Below are 21772 nucleotides of genomic sequence, written 5' to 3'. Positions count from 1 at the left end.
CCGCATTCCGACCGCGAGGGCGCTGCCGCGCCCCTTTGCGCACCGTCCCCGGGAGTGGTTCCGCCATGATCGTCGCCAACGAGATCGAGCTGCGCGCAGGCGCTCGCATCCTGATCGAGTCGGCGACCTTCCGTGTCGCCGCCGGTGACCGGATCGGGCTGGTCGGCCGCAACGGCGCGGGCAAGACGACGCTGACCAAGGTGCTCGCGGGCGAGGGCCAGCAGGCCGGCGGCACGGTGACCCGCAGTGGCGAGATCGGCTACCTGCCGCAGGACCCGCGCACCGGCGACCTCGACGTGCTCGCCCGCGACCGCGTGCTGTCGGCCCGCGGCCTGGACGAGGTGCTGCGCAAGATGCGCCTCAACGAGGACAAGATGGCCAACGGCAAGGGCGCCACCCGCGAGCAGGCCATGAAGAAGTACTCCCGGCTGGAGACCGAGTTCCTCACCAAGGGCGGTTATGCCGCCGAGGCCGAGGCGGCGACCATCGCCGCCAGCCTCGGCCTGCCGGACCGCGTGCTGGGCCAGCCGCTGCACACCCTCTCCGGCGGTCAGCGCCGCCGCGTCGAGCTCGCGCGCATCCTCTTCTCGGACTCCGACGTGCTGCTGCTGGACGAGCCGACCAACCACCTCGACGCCGACTCGATCCTGTGGCTGCGCGACTACCTGAAGTCCTACAAGGGCGGCTTCATCGTCATCTCGCACGACATCAACCTGGTCGACGAGGTCGTCAACAAGGTCTTCTACCTGGACGCCAACCGCACCTGCATCGACGTCTACAACATGGGCTGGCGGCTCTACCTCCAGCAGCGCGAGGCCGACGAGAAGCGCCGCAAGCGCGAGCGCGCCAACGCGGAGAAGAAGGCGCACCAGCTCAACTCGCAGGCCGACAAGATGCGCGCCAAGGCCACCAAGACCGTCGCCGCGCAGAACATGGCCCGCCGCGCGGAGAAGCTGCTCTCCGGCCTGGAGGCGGTGCGCCAGAGCGACCGCGTCGCCAAGCTGCGCTTCCCGACCCCGGCGGCCTGCGGCAAGACGCCGCTGACGGCCGAGGGCCTGTCGAAGTCCTACGGCTCGCTGGAGATCTTCACCGACGTCGACCTGGCCATCGACAAGGGCTCCCGCGTCGTCGTCCTGGGGCTGAACGGCGCCGGCAAGACCACGCTGCTGCGCATGCTCGCCGGCGTGGAGCAGCCGGACACCGGCGAGGTCGTCCCCGGCCACGGCCTGAAGATCGGGTACTACGCCCAGGAGCACGAGACCCTGGACGCGGACCGCACCATCCTGGAGAACATGCGCTCCGCGGCCCCGGACATGGACCTGGTCGAGATCCGCAAGATCCTCGGCTCCTTCCTGTTCACCGGCGACGACGTGGACAAGCCCGCGGGCGTGCTCTCCGGCGGCGAGAAGACCCGCCTCGCGCTCGCGACGCTGGTCGTCTCCAGCGCGAACGTGCTGCTGCTCGACGAGCCCACCAACAACCTCGACCCGGCCAGCCGCGAGGAGATCCTGGGCGCGCTGCGCTCCTTCGAGGGCGCGGTCGTGCTCGTCACCCACGACGAGGGCGCCGTCGACGCGCTCCAGCCCGAGCGGATCATTCTGCTGCCGGACGGTGTCGAGGACCTCTGGAACGAGGGTTACGCGGACCTCGTGTCGCTCGCGTGAATTATCAGTAGCAAAACGCCTCGTCGGAACTGTTCGACTAGGCGAGGGATCATGCATCTGGCCCAGAAGACCTCATATCGGCTCTTGCGTGTTCCGCTGCTGTGCGCGGCTCTGAATCAGTGGAATCCGCAATCTTCTGCAATGCCCAATTACCGCTGCTGATCAGCAATTTCGGCGATCAGGCCTGCTGTAGTCGGGGGCGTGAGGGTTGATCCTGTGCGCTCCCCGTGCGCGCGGCGACACCACTTCGGTCCGGGAATCCCGGTATCGACCTTGTCGAATGGGTGGCCATGGAGCCCCCCATGGGTGATCATGGGATTCCGACAGAGCACTGCTACGAGGAGGCACGGGTGGCCGAGACTCTGAAAAAGGGCAGCCGGGTGACTGGTGCCGCACGGGAGAAGCTCGCGACCGAGCTCAAGAAGAAGTACGACTCCGGTGCGAGTATCCGCGCGCTCGCGGAGGAGACGGGTCGTTCCTACGGCTTCGTCCACCGCATGCTCAGCGAGTCCGGGGTGTCCTTGCGCGGTCGCGGCGGAGCCACGCGCGGCAAGGCGAAGGCCGCCGCGGCAGCCGGTTCCTGACACCGGATCCCGACGCGACACCTGCTTGTGACGCAACGGCGGTCCGGGTCTCCTCCCCCTGACCGTCGTTCGTCGTGCCCGCGGTTCGTCGTGCCCGTCGTTCGTCGTGCCGGTCCTGGATGCGAGTCTGGATGCGAGCGCGGCTCTGTGGTTACTCTTCGGTAGCAACGTTCTGCGACTGCCGGAGGGTCCTGTGTCTGATCAAGCTGCCGAGTGGGGCGAAGCGGGCGTCCGCCTGGAGGTCGAGGGCGAGCTCGCCACCGTGACGCTGTGCCGTCCCGAGCGGCGGAACGCGCAGTCGCCCGCGATGTGGCGCGCGCTGGCCGCGATCGGCCGCGAGCTGCCCGGCACCGTCCGGGTCGTGCTGCTGCGCGCCGAGGGCGTCTCCTTCTCCGCGGGCCTCAACCGGCAGGCGTTCACCCCCGAGGGCATCCCCGGCGAGCTCTCCTTCATCGAGATCGCCAAGAGCGGCGACGGCGACGCGGTCATCGCCGAGTACCAGGAGGGCTTCCTCTGGTGGCGCCGCCCCGACCTGGTCAGCGTCGCCGCCGTCCAGGGCCACGCCGTCGGCGCCGGCTTCCAGCTCGCCCTCTCCTGCGACCTGCGCGTCGTCGCCGAGGACGTCCAGTTCGCCATGAAGGAGACCGCGCTCGGCCTGGTCCCCGACCTCACCGGCACCAAGCCGCTGGTGGACCTGGTCGGCCCGGCCCGTGCGCTGGAGATCTGCGCGACGGGCCGCTGGGTCCACGCGGACGAGGCAGCCCGTATCGGCCTCGCGAACCTGGTCGTCCCCGCCGAGCAGCTGGACGCCGCCGCCGCCGACCTCGCCGCGGCACTCCTGGCGTCCCCGCGCGACGCGGTCATCGAGACCAAGGCCCTCCTGGCCGGCGCCGCCGGCCGCACGCTCGACGAGCAGCGCGCCGCCGAACGCGCCGCCCAGCTCCGCCGCCTGCGCGACCTGGCGGGCGTGGGGGAGTGACCGCCCCGTCCGGGGCCGCCGCCGCAGGCGGCTCCGGACAGGCCCGCTACGCCTGGGTGTCGTGGTGGTCCGGCCAGACGGAGACGTGGTCGGCGTCCAGGGTGAGGCCGACGCGGTGTTCCATGCCGAGGGCCTCCAGGAACTGGCGCGGGAGCTGGACCCGGCCGGCGCGGTCGAGCATGGCGTACTCGCGTTCCTCCAGGGACTCCTGGCCGTCGGCGTCGGTGGCGACGCGGCGCAGCACCTCAGAGGCGGCGCGGCCGTCGCGGATGGCGACGGTGCGGCGGACCTCGCCGGCGACCATGGGGTCGTGGGTGACGATGACGACCGTGGTGGACAGCTCGGAGTTGACCGTGCGGAACGCCTCGAAGATCTGCGCGGCGGTCTCGGAGTCCAGCTCGCCGGTCGGTTCGTCGGCGAGCAGCACCGAGGGCTCGTTGGCCAGGGCCGCCGCGATGGCGACGCGCTGCTGCTGGCCGCCGGACATCTGGTCCGGTCGGCGGCCCTGGCAGTCGGCGACGCCGAGCAGCTCCAGCAGCGCTTCGGCGCGTTCGGCGCGCGCCCTGCGGGCCGGGGAGCCCGCCAGCTGCATGGGCAGCAGCACGTTCTGGCGCGCCGTCAGGAACGGCAGCAGGTTGCGCGCGGTCTGCTGCCAGACGAAGCCGACCACCTCCCGCCGGTAGCGCAGGCGGGCCTTCGCGGTCATGGTCAGCAGATCGTTCCCGGCCACCACCGCGCGGCCCGCGGTGGGGACGTCGAGGCCGGCCAGGATCTGGAGCAGCGTCGACTTGCCGGAGCCGGACGCGCCGACGACCGCCATCAGCTCGCCTCGGGCGACGGTCAGGTCCAGGCCCTGGAGGGCCTGCACCTCGACCCCCTCGGCGGAGAAGATCCGGACCAGCCGGTCGCAGGCGATGACGGCGCCGTCCCCGTAGGCGGGACGGTCGCGCGCGGCGGTCGAGCGGGCCTGAAGCTCCGCCAGCGTCGGCATTGCGGAGGACGAGGTCACGTCGCATCTCCAACCCTCAACTGGGCGCCGATCTGGCGCCGTCCGATCAGCGCCGCCTCGGCGGCGACCACGGCCGCGGCGAGGACCAGCAGGAGCAGCCCGGGGCCGAGCAGCGGCAGCGCCTCCACGCGCAGCCCCTTGCTGATGCCGACGCCGGTCAGCGACGTCGTCCCGGCCAGGGCGCCGAGGTCGACGGCGGAGCCGAGCACGGGCACGGTCAGCAGCCCGAGCAGGGTGCCCGCCAGCGCTGCGAGCAGGACCAGCGGCAGCGACTCGGCCAGGATCAGGGCGTAGCCCTGGCGGGCGGTCAGGCCCATCGTGCGCAGCCGGGCCAGCAGCCGGGAGCGCTCCGGGGAGGCCTCCAGCAGTGACAGCAGCACCGCCAGCAGGCACAGCAGGCCGGTGGCCAGCACCGAGGCCAGGTAGACCTCGGTGGCGCCCGCCTGGAGGGGGGAGTCGGCGAGCCGGGCCCGCTGTTCGGTGAGCACCTCGGTGTCGACTTCCGCGTCGCCGGGTGTGCGGGCGACCGCGGCGCGCAGCGCGGCGGCGTCGACGGGGCCGCTCAGCAGCAGCACGTTCGGGCCGTCCGCGACGCCGTAGTGGGCCTTCTCGGCGGCGAGCAGTGGAGCGGACGGCAGCACCAGGAAGTCGTTCGCGCCCTGCGCGGGCGTGGCGTCGACGGTCGCGACGACCTTCACCTGGAGTTGCCCGAAGTCGCTGTCCACGCTCTGCGGGGCGCTCCCGAAGGAGGCGGCCACGGCGGGCGAGGCGAGTGCCGGCAGCGGGCCGTGGCCGTCCCAGCGCAGCAGCGCGGCGTCGAACCCGCCGCGGCCGACGCGCCGGGCCAGGGCGGCGTAGGAGTCCGGCCGGACGCCGAGGATGTCGAAGCGCGCGGTCGCTCCCAGCGCGAGATCGCGTTGCACCACGACCGGCTCGACCGCCCGCACACCGGGCACCTGACCCGCGGCCCGGACCAGGGCGGGGCTCAGCTCGGTGCTGTCGGTGCCGATCCGCGCGTCCGCGCCGACCAGGCTGAGCGCGCCCGTCTCGCGGGCCTGCCCGACGCCGGTCAGCACCGAGGAGCCGAAGGCGCCGACGGTGAGCGCGAGCAGCATGGCCAGCAGCGGCAGCAGCGATCCGGTGGCGGACCTGCGTCCGGCGCGGGCGAGGCCGAGGAAGGCGACCGCGCCGTCGCGGCGGCGGCTCGCCAGCAGGAGCAGCCGGACCGGCAGCGGGTACAGACGCACCAGCAGGATCGCTCCGGACAGGCCGAGCAGCGGCGGCGCCAGGGTGACCAGCCAGTCGACGCCGCCGGAGGAGGCGATCCCGCGACCGCGCAGCGAGACCACGGCGGCGAGGGTGCCGGCCAGCACGGCGAGTTCGGCCACGGTGCGGCGGCGCGAGGCGCGGGCGTGCAGGACGTCCTCGGCGCGGCCCCGGGGCTGCACCCGGCGGTGGCCGACGAGCAGCCGCACCGGGTAGGCGACGGTGGCCGACAGCCAGACCAGGGCCGCCGCCGCCAGGGCGGCACCGTGCCGTTGGGTGGGGAGCAGCAGCAGTGCGGCGCCGCCGCCGACCAGCACGCCGGCGCCCGCGTACAGGGCCGCCTCGGCCAGGAGCCGTGACCACAGCACGGGCAGCGAGGCGCCGCGTCCGCGCAGCAGCCGCAGCTCCTCGCGGCGGTGTTCGGCGGTGAGCCCGAGTGCCATCAGCAGCACGACCAGGCCGACTCCGGCCGCGCCCGCGACACCGACGGTGGTCAGCGGGGCCAGGGCCTGACGCTCGGCGGCGTAGGCGGCGAGCAACTGGTCGAGGCCGGTGGTGACGGTGATACCACCGGCCTGGCCGATGGCGTCGGCCTTGTCGCCGTTGGTCAGGGAGGCCAGCTCCTGCCGGGCGGCGTCCACCTGGGAGGCGTTCAGACTGCCCTGGCGCAGCGGCAGCCACCAGTAGACCTCGGTGGGCGCGAGCTGGCCCATCACCTGGGCGCCGCCCACGGAGGTGAGGACGTCGGCGTAGCGGTAGTCGACGCTGTCGGCGGAGTGCGACGGCGTGTAGCTGAGCGTCGCGGCGCCGGCCAGGTGCCCGACGCTGTTCCAGTAGGCGTCCTGCGGCCGGTCGACGTGGTAGACGCCGACGAGCTTGACCTGGGCGGTCTGACCCAGCTGGTAGACCTCGCCGACCCGCAGCCCGAGCTGGGCGGCGGCGGTGTCGCTGACCGCGATCTCGACCGGTCCGCTCAGCGGTCCCGGAGTGCCGTCGGCGCCGTCGGCCCCGCGCGTCGGTGCGTCGTCGGCGGGCATCCGCCCGCGGACCAGCCGCACGTCGTGGTGCTGGTCGGGCTGCCAGACCAGGTTGATCCGCGGCGGCTGCGGCTGGGCGCTGACACCCGGGCCGGTCAGCGGGAGGCCGCTCAGCGGCAGGGTGCTGCCGACGGCGACGGTGTGGAGACCCGCGGTCTCGGCCCCGGCGTCCACCGTCAGCGGCGACTGGATCTGGGAGCGCAGCCAGGTCTGCGCCTGCGTCAGGGTGGCCGCGTCGGCGAACTGCCAGACCTTGCCGCTCTGGATCGCGTCGGTCGCGGTGCTGCCGATCCGGAGGCTGCGCCCGGTCAGGTCAGCCCGCCCGAGCTCGGTGGACAGGGCCCGGTCCTGGTAGCGGTCCAGTTGCAAGGGCAGCGCGGACGCGAGGAATCCGGTGACCAGGGTCAGCAGCACCAGGGCGGCCGCCGTGCCGGGCCGGTGGGCGAGCCGGGTGCGCACCCAGGGGACGTGGGTCCGACGGGACATCAGCTCTCCTCGGGCGTGCGCAGACGGCGGGCGGGGTCGCCGCCGCGGAACCCCAGGAGGGCCGCGCACAGCAGCGGGACGGCGGCGACGGCGGCGAGCAGCCCTGCCAGCGGCAGCACCGGGATCTCCACCAGCACCGCGGGGACCGGGACGCCGGCCTGCGGGGTGAGCACCAGCAGCGGCACCACCAGCCGGGTGATCACCTCTCCCAGCAGCAGGCCGACCCCGACGCCGAGCACGATGGGCAGGGCGAGCTCGGCGGCGGTGGCGCGGGCCATCCGCCGTCGGCTCATGCCGAGCGCGCGCAGCACCGCGAACTCGGTCGCGCGTGCCCGGACGGCGCCGGAGGCGTTCGCGGCGAAACCGACGGAGGCGAGCACGACGGCGAGGACCATCCCGGCGAGCAGCGCGGACTGCGGGCCGCTGCCGATCGGGTCGTGCGCGGCGGCCGAGGCGACGGCGACGCGGTCGTAGAAGACGGCGACGTCGCCGTCGGCGGCCAGGGCCGCGTCGGCGCGGGCGCGCCCGCCCGCGCTGGTGGCGAGCCACCACTCGACGGGCGGGGCGGAGGCGCTGGCGTTGGCCGTGTCGGGGCCGTTGAGTCGTCGGATGTAGGAGGGCAGGTCGACCAGGACCGTGCCGCCGCCGGCCTGGGTCTGCCCGTTCAGGCCCTGCTCGGCCGCCGCGCCGGTGCCGGGGAGCTGGGTGACCACGCCGGTGATCCGCACCCGCAGGCCGCCGCCCGCGTCGCCCACGGTCAGCACCGAGCCGAGGTGGGCGTGGTCGCTGTCGAGGAAGCGCTGGTCGGCCACGGCGGCCAGCGGCGTGGTGGGCGCGGACCGGGCTGACGTGAAGGAGGTGTCCACGTCGGGCGTCTGCGGGGTGTCGAAGGGGCCGCCGCTGGACTGGTCCCAGAAGGTGCCGAGCTCGAGCTGGGCCGTCAGGGCCGTCGTCCCGGCGGGCCGCGCGAAGTCCGTCCGGCCCGGCTGGTAGGGCGGGCCGGAGCGGCCGCCGCTGCTGTCGCCAGTGCGGGCGTTCCAGCCGAAGCCGGACGGGGCGGACGCCGCAGCGCCGTCCGCGGACAGGGAGAACGCGGCGGTGAGCCGTGGGTGCGGCTGGCCGGTGGCGTCGCGGCGGGCGAGGGCCACGGGCTGGCCGAGGTCGATCCGGCTGACCGTCAGCGGGTAGCCGGGGGTGCCCGATCCGGCCGCGGCCCGCAGGTCGAACTCCAGCCGGTGCGGTCGGCCGTCCACGGCGACGGATCGGCTGTCCAGGGAGTAGGCGAGCCCGAAGCGGTCCATCACCTGGACGGTGACCGGGACCTGCTGCTCCGACAGGGTCTGGTCGGCCGCCAGCCCGGAGACGGTGAGCTGCGCCGAGAGGTCCAGCTCGGCGGGCCGGCCGGGCAGTGGAACGCCCAGCCCCGCGGGCTGCGGGGCCGGGTCGGCGAGGCCGCCGAGGAGCCGGGCGGCGGAGCGGTCGGCGAGGTCGGCCCGCAGCGGCAGCCGTCCGGCCTCGGCCCGGGTGTCGTAGGCGAGCAGTTCGCCGATGCCGCCGCCCGCGATGCTGATCTGCTGCCGGTTGACCGGGACGGCCGCGGCCACTCCGGGCAGCGCGGCCAGCATCCCGCCCTGTCCCAGGGCGGGGACGTCGATCGAGGCCACCCGGATGTCGCCGCCCGTGTCGAAGGCCGCCTGGTCCCGCTGCGACCCCTCCCAGCTGGCGTTCTGACCGATCGCCAGGGTGCCGATCGCGGCCGCCAGCGCGAGGGCCAGCACCGGCCCGGCGCTGCGATGGGCGCGTCGGGACAGCTGCCAGGCCGCCAGCGCGACGGGAAGCGACCGCCCGCGGGTCGCCAGACGCTCCCCGATCCTGGCCACCAGCGGCAGCAGCCGCAGCGTCAGCGCCGTGCCGGCGGCGAGCGCGAGGGCGGGCGCGGCGACCAGCACCGGGTCGACCCCCGCCGTGCCGCCTGCCGTGGTGCCCGTCGCTCCGCCTGTCGTGTCCAGCGTTCCGGTGCCCGCGTAGTGCCGCAGTTGGAGGTAGGCGGCGATGGCGAGGGCGACCAGGGCGAGGTCGGCGCCGCCCCGCAGCACCGACGGCAGTGCCGCCCGTCGGCCGCGCTTCGGCTCCGACTCGCCTGCGCCGCGCGCCCGGAGGACCGTCGGCGCGACCACCACGACGGCGCAGCCGAGCGCCGTCGCCAGCGCCGTCCACCAGCCGGAGGCCGGCAGCGGTCCGTCCAGGCGGATCCCGGCCGCGGAGAGCGGCCCGAACGCGGCCAGCAGCTGGATCAACGGCCGCGCCAGCAGCGGCGCGAGCACGGCGGCGGGCACGGCGAGCAGCAGCGCCTCCATGGTCGCCAGCCGTACGATCCGCCCCGGCGCGGCCCCGCGGGCGCGGAGCAGGGCGTTCTCCCCCTCGCGCTCCTCGCTGAGCAGCCGGGCCGTGAGCAGCAGCGTCATGGCGGTGAGCAGCACCAGTTGCAGCACCACGACCAGCAGCGTCGACCGGGCGACGAGGATGCTCAGCCGCAGCTGGTCGAGGACGGTCGGCAGGTTGCCGACGGCCTGGTAGACGCCCTGCTGGTTGATCCGCGCGGTCGCGGCCCGGTCGGCGGCGGCGAGCGCGCCGAGGTCCGCCGCGTGCAGCTGGTCGGTGTCCGGGACGGCCTGCCAGCTGAGCTGTGACTGCGGGACCGCGCCGCTCGCGAACGCGGCGTCGGTGGTGAGCATCGGCCCGTAGCTGGTCCCGCCGACAGAGCCGCCGCCGCTGCCGGCGGTGCCGGTGCCGGCGCGCTGGATGCCGCGTCCGCCGAGGGAGTCCAGCTGCCAGTACGGGTCGGCCGGGTTCGCGGCCCGGTACACCCCGGCGACCAGGACCGTGACCGGCGCCTTGCTGATCTGGTCGGTGAGCGTGAGCCGCTCCCCGACCGGGCTCCCGCCTGCCCCGACCGGGCTGCCGCCGCGGCCTTGCAGCAGCCGCTGCGCCGCGGCCTCCGGCACGGCGATCGGGACCACGCCGCCCGGCGCGGCGTCGGTGGGCCAACTGCCCTGAAGCAGGCGGAGCCTGGTCCTGTCGAGGGTGGCCAGGCTGGTCACGTCGGGGTCGCCGGGCGGGCCGCCGGGCAGTGCGAAGCCGTCGGAGACGGCCAGCGTGCGGATCTCCAGCGGCAGCCCCGGCAGCACGGTCGCGGCGAGACGCCGGGCCTCCTTGTCGCTCACGGCCCGGTCCGGGTAGCCGGCGTGACGGGTCAGCAGCAGCGGCGTGGCGGCGACGTCCGCGCCGTTCAGCTGGCGCCGCACCCCGGCGTCGGCGACACCGGAGGTGAAGCCCGCCAGCGCGGCCAGCACGGTGGTGGTGACCAGGATGCTGACCAGCGCCCCGGCCACGAGGAGGCGGTGAGCCCGCAGCCGCAGCAGCACGAAACCCGCGAAACCACCCACTACCAGCCCCCGGCCCCCGGCCCGTGTCGCTGCCGGGCACTCCAGTTCGCCGACGATCCTGTCACGCACCCCGGTGGTGACGGAAGGGGGGCTGTGCCTGGAGCGGTTTCCCTCGTCGGGTCACAGCCCCTGCATCGCCCCGCCGTCGACCGGGATCATGACGCCGGTGAGGTAGCCCGCCGCGGGCGAGAGGGCGAAGGCGGCGACCTTGCCGAACTCCTCCGGGCGGCCGTAGCGGCGCAGCGGGATGGCGGCTTCGTAGGCGGCGCGCGTCGCGGACGGGTCGGGGGCCAGGGAGTCGAGGTGCTGGACGCGCTCGGTGTCGATGCGGGCCGGGAGCAGACCGAAGACGCGGATGCCCTCCGGGCCCAGCTCGTCGGCCAGGGTCTTGGCCGCCATCGCCAGGCCCGGGCGCAGGCCGTTGGAGACGGCGAGGCCGGCGATCGGCTGCCGGACCGAGCTGGACAGGACGAAGCCGATCGCGCCGCCCTCCTGAAGGACGTCCGCCGCCGCGCGGGCGATCCGCAGCGCGCCGAGGAAGACCGACTCGAACGCCTCGCGCCAGGCCGACTCCGGGGTGCCGAGCACCGAGCCGGCCGCCGGTCCGCCGACGCTGATCAGGACGCCGTCGAGGCGGCCGAAGCGGGCCAGTGCCGCGCCCACCAGCCGCTCCGCGGTGTCCGGCGCGGCGTTGTCGGCGACGACGCCCTCCGCGGCCTCCGGGCCGCCGAGGGCGTCGACGGCCGCCGCGACGGACTCCTTCTCCCGGCCGGTGACCACGACGCGCGCGCCGTCGGCGACCAGCTCCCGTGCGCTTGCGAATCCGAGGCCGCGGGAGGCGGCGGTGACGAGGTAGACGCGTCCGGATAGTCCGAGATCCATGGGCGTGCGGTTCAGCCTTCCGTGTGCGCGAGTTGGAACGCGGTGTTGACGAGGGCGACGTGGGTGAACGCCTGCGGGGTGTTGCCGAGCTGACGGCCCGCCACCGTGTCCCACTCCTCCGAGATCAGGCCGAGGTCGTTGGCGAGGTAGCGCAGGCGGTCGAAGAGGGCGCGGGCCTCGTCGGCCCGGCCGATCAGGATCAGCGCGTCGCACAGCCAGTAGGAGCAGGCCAGGAAGGCCCCCTCGGAGCCGGCGAGGCCGTCCACCGCGTCGGTGGCCGCGGCGTCGGTCGGGGTGGAGTAGCGCAGGATGAACCCGTCGTGGTGCAGCTCGCGCTGGATCGCCTCCACGGTGGCGACGACGCGCGGGTCCTCGGGCGGCAGGAAGCCGGTCTTGACCGCGAAGAGGGTGGACGCGTCCAGCGCCGCTCCGCCGTAGTACTGGGTGAACACGCCGCGCTTCTTGTCGACGCCGCGCGAGCAGACGTCGGCGTGGATGACGTCGCGCAACTCGCGCCAGCGCTCGACCGGTCCGCCCATCTTGGTCTCCTCCGCGAGCTTGACCGCCCGGTCGAAGGCCACCCAGCACATGATCTTGGAGTGGACGAAGTGGCGGCGCGGGCCGCGCACCTCCCACAGTCCCTCGTCCGGGTCGGACCAGTGCTCCTCGAGGAACTCCAGCAGCTTGAGCAGGAGCCGCCACACATGGAGCTCTATCTTGATCCCGCGCTGGTGGCCGAGGTAAAGGGTGTCCACCACCTCGCCGTAGACGTCCAGCTGGAGCTGGCCCACGGCCGCGTTGCCGAACCGGACGGGGTGGGAGCCCTCGTAGCCGGGGAGCCAGTCGGCCAGCTGTTCGGGCAGCCGGCGTTCGCCGCCGACCCCGTACATGGTCTGCAGGTCCGCCGGGTCGCCGGCGATCGCGCGCAGCAGCCACTGGTACCAGGCCACGGCCTCGCGCCGGTAGCCGGCGTTCAGCAGCGCGGACAGCGCCATGGTGGAGTCGCGCAGCCAGCAGAAGCGGTAGTCCCAGTTGCGCGCGCCGCCGACCTGCTCGGGCAGGCCCGCCGTCGCGGCGGCGACGATGCCGCCGGTGGGATCGTAGGTGAGGGCCTTCAGGGTGATCAGTGAGCGCAGCACCGCGGGCTTGTCCTGCTCGCGCAGGCCGGGCGCGCAGTGCGCGGCCCAGCGCTCCCAGTCCTCGAGCGTGGTCTGGAGTGACTTCTCCGCGTCCTGCCGGGGGGCCGCCGAGTGGTGCGAGGGGGTCCAGCTGAGCACGAACGGGATCCGCTCACCCGCGTGGACGGTGAACTCGGAGTACGTCGCGAAGTCACGGCCGTAGGTGCGGACGCCCGGGCCGCAGCGCAGCCAGACCGCGTCCGGGCCGGCGATGGCGACCCGGTGGTGGTCGGTGCGGCGCATCCACGGGATGATCCGCGCGTAGTCGAAGCGCAGCCGCAGCTCGCCGATCATCTTGACGGAGCCGCTGATGCCCTCGACGATCCGCATCACGTCGGGCGTGCGGTCGCGCTGCGGCATGAAGTCGATCACCCGGACGCTGCCGGTGGACGTGGTCCACTCGGTCTGCAGCACCAGGCTGTCGCCGACGTAGGAGCGGAACGGCGCCTCGCCGTCCGAGGCGGGGGCGAGCCGCCAGTGTCCGTGTTCGTCGCCGCCGAGCAGCGCGGCGAAGCAGCTGGGGGAGTCGAAGCGGGGCAGGCAGAGCCAGTCGATCGATCCGTCCCTGCCCACCAGCGCGGCGGTCTGCAGGTCACCGATCAGCGCGTAGTCCTCGATGCGTCCGGGCATGGTGTCCATCCTGCCCGTCCGCCCGCGCGAAATCAGGCCTTTCGGGCCATCTTGATCTCGCGTCGGAACAGGAACCACCACGCGACCGGGACCAGGGCGGCGAAGACCCACCACTGGATGGCGTAGGGCAGGTGCACGCCCTTGCCCACGACCGCCATGCTGTCGGACTGGTCGTCGTTCGGGTTCGGCACCTGCTCGGCCTGCGCGGACGAGGGCAGCGCGGGGGAGGAACCGGTCAGCTCCAGGTAGCCGGCCAGCAGCGGCTCGCTGACGTGCTTCCGCTGCTCACCGCTGTTGATCAGCATGAACTGCCGGTCGGGCATGCCGCCGGGGTTCCGGATGCCGGTCAGCGCCGTGGTCTCGTCCGGGCGCAGCCGCCCGGTGACGGTGATCTCGCCGCTCGGCGTGGACGGCACGGCCGGGAACTGGGCGCCCATGGTGTTGCCCGCGGAGATCCAGCCGCGGTTGACCAGCACCGCCTTGCCGTCGTCCTGGATCAGCGGGGTGACCAGGTAGAAGCCGATGTTGTCGCCGGAGGCGTCGGTGCGGTGCCGCACCACGAACTGGTGGGCCGGGTCGAAGTGCCCGTGTGCGGTGACGGTGCGGTACATCTGGCTCAGCGGGATCGTCGCGCCCGGCTTCGACAGCGACTCGAAAGGCACCGCCGCCGCGTCCAGATTGGCGTTGATCATGGCGTTGTTGCGGTTGGTCTGCTGGTAGCGGTGGTACTGCCACTGGCCCAGCCAGATCATCGCGGGGATGAGGGCCAGGAACACCAGGGTGAGCGCCACCCAGCGCCGGGTGAGCAGGATGCGGAACACCGAAGAACGGTACCTCCGCTCCTCAGCGCTCCCGCGCCGGGGGTCCGTCCTGCGGCCGGACGTCCTGGGCGACCACGTCCTGGAGCAGCTGGAGGAACGCCGCCTCGTCCACGGTCGGCGTGCCGACCTCGCGCGCCTTGCGGGCCTTGGTGGACCAGCCGTCCGGGTCGTTGGTGACGAGCAGGCTGGTGAGCCTGCTCACAGCGGAGGCGACGTGGAGGCCGGCCTCGGTGAGGCGGTCCTCCAGCACCTCGCGGTCGGTCGCGGTGTCCCCGGTGATCGCCACCCGCATGCCCTGGACCAGCGGACCGTCCTCCCGCCAGCGCCCCGGGTTCGGGTACGGACAGGCGGGCCGCCGCTTGGCCGGGCGGTAGCCGCCCCACACGCCGGCGCGGCGGGCCGTGTGCGAGGGGCCCGCCTGCCCGGGGATGTGCGCGCGGGCCGCGGCGCGGGCCTCCTCGGCGAGACCCAGATCGCTTATCGGGATGCACGGCACGAGCGGCAGCCGCAGCCCGGACTCGGCCGCCAGCCGCAGGCTCGGCCGGAAGACCTCCGCCAGCACCCGCGCGTCGTCCAGCGCGTGGTGCGCGTGCCGCGTCTCGACGCCGAAGTGCGCCGCCAGGGTGCCGAGTTTGTGGTTGGGCAGCGGCAGCCCGAGATCGCGGGAGAGCACGATGGTGCACAGCCGCTGCTCGATCGGCGCGCGGTCGCTCATCCGGGCGTACTCACGCGAGATCATCGACCAGTCGAACAGGGCGTTGTGAGCGACCAGCACCCGCCCCGCCAGCCGCCGGCTGAGCTCCTCGGCCACACCGGGAAAGGTCGGCGAGCCCTCAAGCATGTCGCTGGTCAGCCCGTGGATCCAGACCGGCCCGGGATCGCGCTCCGGGTTGACGGTCGCGTACCAGTGGTCCTGGACCGCACCGCGCGGGTCGAGCTGGTAGACACCGACGGAGATGACGCGGTCCGTCCGGCCGAGCCCGGTGGTCTCCACGTCGACCACGGCCCACCCCGCGTCCGGGTAGTCCGCGGGCCAGGTCTCGGTGTCAGATCCAGGAAGCACGGTGGAACACAATACGGTGGAAGGCCGACAGCGCCCGACCGGCCTGCGCGGAGAGAACCAGAGAGAGACGAGCAACATGCGCGCCACAGTGATCCACGGACCGAACGACATCCGGGTGGAGGAGGTCCCCGACCCCGTCGTGCGGAAGTCCACCGACGCCGTGGTCCGCACGGTCCTCGCCTGCATCTGCGGCAGCGACCTGTGGGCCTACCGCGGCGTCGCCGCACGCGAGAAGGGGCAGCGGATCGGGCACGAGTTCCTGGGCGTGGTCGAGTCCGTCGGCGCTGACGTCCGCGGCGTCAAGCCCGGCGACCTGGTGGTCGCGCCGTTCGTCTGGTCGGACGGCGTGTGCGAGTTCTGCGCCGAGGGCCTGCAGACCTCCTGCCCGCACGGCGGGTTCTGGGGCGAGCCCGGCTCCGACGGCGGCCAGGGCGAGGCGGTCCGTGTCCCGTTCGCCGACGGCACGCTGGTCAAGCTCCCCGCTGACGCCCAGTCGGACCCGCGGCTGCTGACCGCGATGCTCGCCCTGTCCGACGTGATGTCCACCGGCCACCACGCGGCCCTGGCGGCGGGCGTGCGTCCCGGCGCGACGGTCGCCGTCGTCGGCGACGGCGCGGTCGGCCTGTGCGGCGTCCTCGCCGCCAAGCGGTTGGGCGCGGAGCGCATCATCGCCATGGGCCGCCACGAGACCCGCACGGCCATCGCCCGCACCTTCGGCGCCACCGACGTCGTCGCCGCCCGCGGCGACGAGGCGGTCGACGCGGTGCGCGAGCTGACGGGCGGTCTGGGCGCGCACGCGGTGCTGGAGGCGGTGGGCACCGAGCAGTCCATGAAGACGGCGATCTCCATCACCCGCGACGGCGGCGCGGTCGGCTACGTCGGCGTCCCGCACGGCGGCAGCGCGGGCGTCGACATCAGCCAGATGTTCAACCGCAACGTCGCCCTGCGCGGCGGCGTGGCCCCGGCCCGCGCCTACATCCCCGAGCTGCTGGCGGACGTCCTCGCTGGTGTCATCGACCCCTCCCCGGTCTTCGACGCCGAGGTGCCGCTGTCCGGGGTCCCGGACGGCTACAAGGCGATGGATGAGCGCACGGCGCTGAAGGTGAAGATCACCTTCTAGTTCAATCTGACGACCGCGGCGCTGATGGTGCTGCTGTTCCGCACCGGTGTGGTGCTGGTCGGCGAGGACACGGTCCGTCGCCGACCGGCCCGCCGGTCCCCGCTTCGGCGTCGGCCGGGCTCAACCCCGCGACGGCGCGGAGCTGAACAACGGGACCAGGCCCGGGTCGTTGAAGGACGTGACGCGGGCCACCGCCGATCCGTTCAGCGTCAGCACCTGGACGCCGTACGGGTGGTAGCCGCCGTCCTCGCCGCGCCTGCGGATGACGACGGCGGCCTGGCCGTTGGCGCGGGTCGGTTCCATCCGCCACAGGCCCGGACGCATGACCTTGGCGGCGAGGAAGCCGACGACCGCCGGGCGGCCGGTGAACCAGGTGGGTGTCGGCGGCATCTCCAGCTCGACGTCGGCGCGCAGCAACCGCACCAGCGCGTCGGGGTCGGCGCGGGTGAACGCGTCGACGTAGTCGTCGAGCAGGCGGCGCCGCGCGGTCTCCTCCGGTTCGGCGAGGTCGTCCGCGACGGGGCCGACCTCGGCGAGGACCGTGCGGGCGCGCCGCAGCGCGCTGTCGACCGCGGCGGCCGTGGTGTCCAGCATCTCCGCGACCTCGGCGCCCCGGAACGCCAGCACGTCACGGAGCGTCAGGACCGCGCGCTGGCGGGCCGAGAGGAACTGGAGCGCGGCGATGAACGCCAGCCGCACGCCGCTGCGCGCGGCGACGACCGCCGCCGGGTCGTCCCCGCCCCCGCCGAGCAGGGTGTCGGGCGCGGGCTCCAGCCACGGCACGCTCGGCTCCCGCTCGGCGACGGCGACCCGGTGGTCGTCCTGCGGCGCGCCGAGCCCGGACGGCAGCGGCCGCCGCGACCGGGTCTCCAGCGCGGTCAGGCAGGCCATGGTGGCGATCTTGTAGAGCCACCGCCGGATCGAGGACCGCCCCTCGAACCGGTCGAAGCCGCGCCACGCCCGCAGGTACGTCTCCTGCACCAGGTCCTCGGCGTCGTGGATCGAGCCCAGCATCCGGTAGCAGTGCGCGAGCAGCTCCGGCCGGAACGGCTCGGTGAGCGTGGCGAACTCGGGGGCCTGGACCATGGAGTCCACGGTAGTCACGTCAGCGGTCCAGCGGCTTCAGGCCCGCGCCGGCGACGACGTACTCGGCCGCGCTCGAAGGGTCGGTGGCCACCTGGAGGACCGCTTTCGCGACCAGCTCGGGAGTCAGGACCGGCTCCAGGCCCCTGACGAAGGTCTCCCGGTCCACCCCGGCCCGTGCGGCGTACCCGTCGACGGCGAGCGAGCCGATCCCGGTCAGCGGCGTCAGCTGCGGCAGCAGCGCGACGAAACGGATCCCGAGGCCGGCCCGGGCCGACTCCTCCGCGCCGTAGCCGCTGATGAAGCGGATCGCCGCCTTGGCCGACGCGTACCCGCCGCTGAGCGGGGAGCCCTTGAGCGCGGCCCCGCTGGACATCTCCACCACGACGCTCCCGGGTGCGAGCGGCTGCCGCAGGGCCGCGCGGGTCCAGACGAAGGCCTGGCGGGTGTCGGTGTTCCAGTTGACGGTGAAGGTCTCCCACGTCTGCTCGTGGACGGCCCCGAGGTGCGGCCCCACCCCGGCGTTGAGGACGAGCAGCTCCGGGCGGTGCTCGCTGAGCAGCCGCTCGGCGAGCGCCTCGTCGGTGGCGTCGCCGACGACGGGTACGAACTCCTCGCCGAGCTCGTCGCGGACGGCGGCGAGCTCGGCCCTGTCCCGGGCGATCCCGAGGACGCGGTTCCCGTTCGCGACGAGTGCGGCGGCGATGGCGCGGCCGAAGCCACGGCTCGCGCCGGTGATGATCGCGGTCATCGGATTCTCCTTGCGGCTTGTCGGTGCGGCTGGTCGGTGCTGTCGGTATTCAGACCAGCCGCAGCGCGGGAATCCGTCGCGGTCCGCCGGGGGATCTGCTACCGGAACGCGTCCTGGCCGGTCAGCACCTTGCCGATGACGAGCTGGTGCATCTCGACGGTGCCCTCGTAGGTCAGCACCGACTCCAGGTTGTTGGCGTGGCGCATGATCGGGTACTCGTAGCTGATGCCGTTCGCGCCGAGGATCGTCCGGGCCGTGCGCGCGATCTCGATGGACTCGCGGACGTTGTTGAGCTTGCCGTAGCTGACCTGCTCCGGGCGCAGCGTGCCCGCGTCCATGCGGTTGCCCAGGTGCCAGGCGAGCAGCAGGCCCTTGTTGAGCTCCAGGGACATGTCGGCCAGCTTGGCCTGGGTCAGCTGGAACCCGCCGATCGGCTTGCCGAACTGCTCGCGGGTGATGCTGTACTCGCGTGCGGTCTCCAGGCAGCTGCGGGCGGCGCCGAGCGCGCCCCAGACGATGCCGTAGCGGGCCTGGTTCAGGCAGGAGAGCGGGCCCTTCAGGCCGCGGACCTCCGGGAAGACGGCGTCGGCGGGGAGCCGGACGTTGTCCAGCACCAGCTCGCTGGTGACCGACGCCCGCAGCGAGCCCTTGTGCTTGATCTCCGGCGCCGAGAAGCCGGGGGTGTCGGTGGGGACGGCGAAGCCGCGGATGCCCTCGTCGGTCTGCGCCCAGACCACCGCGACCCCGGCGACGGAGCCGTTGGTGATCCACATCTTGCGTCCGTTGAGCACCCAGTCAGCCCTGTCGGACGAGCCGTCGCGCTTCGCGGTGGTGCGCATCGAGGCCGGGTCGGAGCCGTGGTCGGGCTCGGTGAGGCCGAAGCAGCCGATGATCTCGCCCGCGGCCATGCCTGGCAGCCACCGCTGCTTCTGCTCCTCGCTGCCCCAGCGGTGGATCGCGTACATCGCCAGCGAGCCCTGGACGGAGACCAGCGAGCGCAGGCCCGAGTCGGCCGCCTCCAGCTCCACGCAGGCCAGGCCGTACTGGACGGCGGTCGCGCCCGCGCAGCCGTAGCCGTGCAGGTGCATGCCGAGCGCGCCGATGGCGCCGAGCTCGCGGGCCAGCTCGCGCACGGTCGGCAGCTCGCCCGCCTCGTACCAGTCGGCGATGTGCGGCAGCACCCGGTCCGCGCACCACGCGCGGACGGTGTCGCGGACCGCGAGGTCCTCCTCGCTCAGCAGGTCGTCGAAGCCGAGCGGGTCACGGGGGTCGAGAGCGGTGCTCATGCGCGGTCCTTGTCAGCGGGGAGAGGCGGGTGGGAGACAGGCGGGTGGGGGAGAGGCGGGAGAGCATGGGAGGCGGGAGCGGCGAGCCAGGCGCGTACGGCGTCATTGTGCTCGCCGAGTCGCGGCGGCGCGACGGGCGGCCGGACGGGGGTGGCGGTCAGCGTCAGCGGACTGCGCACCTGCGGCACCCGGCCAGGGCCCACCTCCGCGACCGGGTCCAGGCCCAGTGAGGCGGCGAGCGTGAACGCGCCGGCCAGGTCGTTGACGGGGCCGCACGGCACGCCCGCGTCTGTCAGCAGCGTCTGCCACTCGGCCGCGCCACGCGCGGCCAGCGCCGCCTCCAGCACGAGGACCAGCTCGGCGCGGTTGCGCACGCGCTCGCCGTTGGTGGCGTAGAGCGGGTCCTCGGCGAGGCCCGGTACGTCGAGGGTCCGCGCGAGCGCGCGGAACTGCCCGTCGTTGCCGCAGGCCACCGCGAGCAGCTCGGCTCCGCCCGCGCCGCAGTGCAGCGTCTCGTAGGGGGCGATGCTGGGGTGCCGGTTGCCCATCCGGCCGGGCGCACGGCCGGTGGCCAGGTAGGAGGAGGCCTGGTTGGCCAGTGAGCCGAGCAGGCTGGCGAGCAGGTTCACCTCGACGTGCTGGCCCTGACCGGTGCGCTCGCGGTGGTGCAGCGCGGCGAGGATCGCGGCGACCGCGTCCTTGGCCGTCAGCACGTCCACCAGCGCGACGCCGACCTTGTGCGGCTCGCCGTCCGGCGCGCCGGTGATGCTCATCAGGCCGCCCACGGCCTGGACCACGAAGTCGTAGCCGGGCAGCGCGCTGCCGGTGCCGAAGCCGGTGATCGAGCAGTAGACCAGCCCGGGGTTCGCGGCCAGCGCGGAGGCCTGGTCCAGGCCGTAACGGGCGAGCGAGCCGGGCTTGAAGTTCTCGATCAGGATGTCGGCGCGGGCGGCGAGCTCGCGGGCCAGGGCGGCGTCGTCGGCGTCGGCCAGGTCCAGGGTGACGCCCTGCTTGGAGCGGTTGGCGCAGTCGAAGTAGGCGGCGGTGCCGTCGACGAACGGCGGGCCCCAGGCACGGGTGTCGTCGCCCTCGCCGGGGCGTTCGACCTTGACCACGGTCGCCCCCAGGTCGGCGAGCGTGGCCGCGGCGAGCGGGCCGGCCAGCACGCGGCTGAAGTCGGCCACGAGCACGCCGTCGAGCGGCGGTGGACTGGATGCGGGTGGGACATCCGGGGTGCTTGCCATGGACGTCATGCTTGCAAGATCCAAACAAGGGTTGGAAGAGGCCCCAGCGGTGAGAAGCCCGACATGGACACTCCTCAGTGTCCATGGCGTGTCCGTGTCCACGGCGTGGTCGGCGGGGCGGCCGTGTCGCACACGGGCACTAGGCTGGAGCGGAGGCGAACGGAAGGCGGACGGCATCGTGACCACGGCGGAGAGGGGCCCGGCGGAGCGGGGCCTGCTCGACACCTACGGGCGTCGTGCGGTCGACCTGCGCGTGTCGCTGACCGACCGCTGCAATCTGCGCTGCACGTACTGCATGCCCGAGGAGGGCATGCAGTGGCTGGCCAAGGACACCCTGCTGACGGACGACGAGGTGGTGCGGCTGGTCCGCATCGCCGTGCGGGAGCTGGGCGTCCGCGAGGTCCGCTTCACCGGCGGCGAGCCGCTGCTGCGCCCCGGGCTGGTCGGCATCGTCGCCCGCTGCGCGGAGCTCACGCCGCGACCGGAGCTGTCGCTCACCACCAACGGCATCGGCCTCGCACGGACGGCGTCCGCGCTGAAGGCCGCCGGGCTCGACCGGATCAACGTCTCCCTGGACACCCTCGACCGCGAGACCTTCCGTACGCTGTCGCGCCGAGACCGTCTCGACGACGTCCTGGCCGGCCTGGCCGCGGCGGAGGCGGCCGGCCTGCTGCCGGTCAAGCTGAACGCCGTGCTGATGCGCGGTGTGAACGACCACGAGGCGGCGGATCTGCTGGCCTGGTCGCTGGAGCGCGGCTACGAGCTGCGCTTCATCGAGCAGATGCCGTTGGACGCCCAGCACGGCTGGGTCCGCGCGAACATGATCACGGCGGAGGAGATCCTCGACCGCCTCTCCGCGCGCTTCACGCTGACCCCGGAGCCGAGCGCGGCCCGCGGCGCGGCGCCGGCGGAGCGCTGGCTCGTCGACGGCGGCCCGGTGCGGGTCGGCGTCATCGCCTCGGTCACCCGGCCGTTCTGCCGCGCCTGCGACCGTACGCGGCTCACCGCCGACGGCCAGATCCGCAACTGCCTGTTCGCGACGGACGAGACGGACCTGCGCGGCGCGCTGCGCGGCGGCGGCACGGACGCCGACGTCGCGGAGCTGTGGCGCAAGGCCATGTGGGGCAAGAAGGCCGCCGCCGGCACGGACGCCCCGGCCGGCATCGACGCCCCGGCGTTCCACCAGCCCGACCGCCCGATGTCCGCCATCGGCGGCTGAAGCCCCTTCAGGGGCGCGGCAACG

At 73.8% G+C, this 21772-nt stretch carries 16 protein-coding genes; 5 read left to right on the top strand and 11 right to left on the bottom strand.

The window, feature by feature from the left end:
* Positions 1-65: 65 nt before the first annotated feature.
* From TR50_RS03135 to TR50_RS03125, 3 genes are all read left to right on the top strand, one after another.
* On the top strand, positions 66-1664 hold the full coding sequence (locus TR50_RS03135) for an ABC-F family ATP-binding cassette domain-containing protein (protein ID WP_042413645.1): 1599 nt from the start codon (positions 66-68) through the stop codon (positions 1662-1664).
* A gap of 350 nt (positions 1665-2014) precedes the next feature.
* The gene (locus TR50_RS03130; protein WP_042413643.1) at positions 2015-2248 is read left to right on the top strand and encodes a helix-turn-helix domain-containing protein; all 234 of its coding nucleotides are present in this window, start codon (positions 2015-2017) and stop codon (positions 2246-2248) included.
* A gap of 193 nt (positions 2249-2441) precedes the next feature.
* Positions 2442-3227: an enoyl-CoA hydratase/isomerase family protein gene (locus TR50_RS03125; protein WP_042413640.1), complete on the top strand. Its 786-nt coding sequence runs from the start codon at positions 2442-2444 to the stop codon at positions 3225-3227.
* Positions 3228-3273: 46 nt separating this feature from the next.
* Here the strand turns inward: TR50_RS03125 and TR50_RS03120 are convergent, their stop codons facing one another.
* From TR50_RS03120 to TR50_RS03090, 7 genes are all read right to left on the bottom strand, one after another.
* Positions 3274-4218 carry an ABC transporter ATP-binding protein gene (locus tag TR50_RS03120; RefSeq protein ID WP_042413638.1) on the bottom strand — a complete coding sequence of 315 codons (945 nt, stop codon included), beginning with the start codon at positions 4216-4218 and terminating at the stop codon, positions 3274-3276.
* Positions 4219-4232: 14 nt separating this feature from the next.
* Positions 4233-7025: an FtsX-like permease family protein gene (locus tag TR50_RS03115; RefSeq protein ID WP_052440638.1), complete on the bottom strand. Its 2793-nt coding sequence runs from the start codon at positions 7023-7025 to the stop codon at positions 4233-4235.
* A complete protein-coding gene (locus TR50_RS03110; RefSeq protein ID WP_042413633.1) occupies positions 7025-10471 on the bottom strand; it encodes an ABC transporter permease in 3447 nt (1148 codons plus the stop codon). Before TR50_RS03110 ends, TR50_RS03115 begins: the two co-directional genes overlap by 1 nt.
* Positions 10472-10591: 120 nt before the next feature.
* Positions 10592-11353 carry an SDR family oxidoreductase gene (locus TR50_RS03105; protein WP_042413630.1) on the bottom strand — a complete coding sequence of 254 codons (762 nt, stop codon included), beginning with the start codon at positions 11351-11353 and terminating at the stop codon, positions 10592-10594.
* An 11-nt stretch (positions 11354-11364) separates the two neighbouring features.
* Complete coding sequence (locus tag TR50_RS03100) at positions 11365-13161, bottom strand: glycoside hydrolase family 15 protein (protein WP_042414421.1); 1797 nt, start codon at positions 13159-13161, stop codon at positions 11365-11367.
* 32 nt (positions 13162-13193) lie between these two features.
* The gene (locus TR50_RS03095) at positions 13194-13982 is read right to left on the bottom strand and encodes an SURF1 family cytochrome oxidase biogenesis protein (protein ID WP_042413627.1); all 789 of its coding nucleotides are present in this window, start codon (positions 13980-13982) and stop codon (positions 13194-13196) included.
* Positions 13983-14004: 22 nt separating this feature from the next.
* Entirely contained in the window at positions 14005-15045 is a 1041-nt protein-coding gene (locus TR50_RS03090; RefSeq protein ID WP_042413624.1) for a DEDDh family exonuclease, read from the bottom strand.
* A gap of 76 nt (positions 15046-15121) precedes the next feature.
* On the opposite strand from TR50_RS03090, the gene TR50_RS03085 reads away from it, so the two are divergent.
* Positions 15122-16165, top strand: a complete 1044-nt coding sequence (locus TR50_RS03085) for a zinc-dependent alcohol dehydrogenase family protein (RefSeq protein WP_042413622.1) — start codon at positions 15122-15124, stop codon at positions 16163-16165.
* 120 nt (positions 16166-16285) lie between these two features.
* Here the strand turns inward: TR50_RS03085 and TR50_RS03080 are convergent, their stop codons facing one another.
* The 4 genes from TR50_RS03080 to TR50_RS03065 form a co-directional block, all read right to left on the bottom strand.
* The gene (locus tag TR50_RS03080; protein ID WP_439654192.1) at positions 16286-17269 is read right to left on the bottom strand and encodes a sigma-70 family RNA polymerase sigma factor; all 984 of its coding nucleotides are present in this window, start codon (positions 17267-17269) and stop codon (positions 16286-16288) included.
* A gap of 1 nt (position 17270) precedes the next feature.
* Entirely contained in the window at positions 17271-17999 is a 729-nt protein-coding gene (locus tag TR50_RS03075; RefSeq protein ID WP_042413618.1) for an SDR family oxidoreductase, read from the bottom strand.
* Between the two features lie 98 nt (positions 18000-18097).
* Positions 18098-19285: an acyl-CoA dehydrogenase family protein gene (locus TR50_RS03070; RefSeq protein ID WP_042413614.1), complete on the bottom strand. Its 1188-nt coding sequence runs from the start codon at positions 19283-19285 to the stop codon at positions 18098-18100.
* Positions 19282-20529 carry a CaiB/BaiF CoA transferase family protein gene (locus TR50_RS03065; RefSeq protein ID WP_042414414.1) on the bottom strand — a complete coding sequence of 416 codons (1248 nt, stop codon included), beginning with the start codon at positions 20527-20529 and terminating at the stop codon, positions 19282-19284. Before TR50_RS03065 ends, TR50_RS03070 begins: the two co-directional genes overlap by 4 nt.
* A 178-nt stretch (positions 20530-20707) precedes the next feature.
* Here TR50_RS03065 and moaA point away from each other — a divergent pair, with 178 nt between their 5' ends.
* Positions 20708-21748 carry a GTP 3',8-cyclase MoaA gene (gene moaA, locus TR50_RS03060; RefSeq protein ID WP_152648225.1) on the top strand — a complete coding sequence of 347 codons (1041 nt, stop codon included), beginning with the start codon at positions 20708-20710 and terminating at the stop codon, positions 21746-21748.
* Positions 21749-21772 lie beyond the last annotated feature (24 nt).

The organism is Streptacidiphilus anmyonensis, from assembly GCF_000787855.1.
GTDB lineage: Bacteria > Actinomycetota > Actinomycetes > Streptomycetales > Streptomycetaceae > Streptacidiphilus > Streptacidiphilus anmyonensis.
This window is presented reverse-complemented; position numbering and strand designations above follow the sequence as displayed.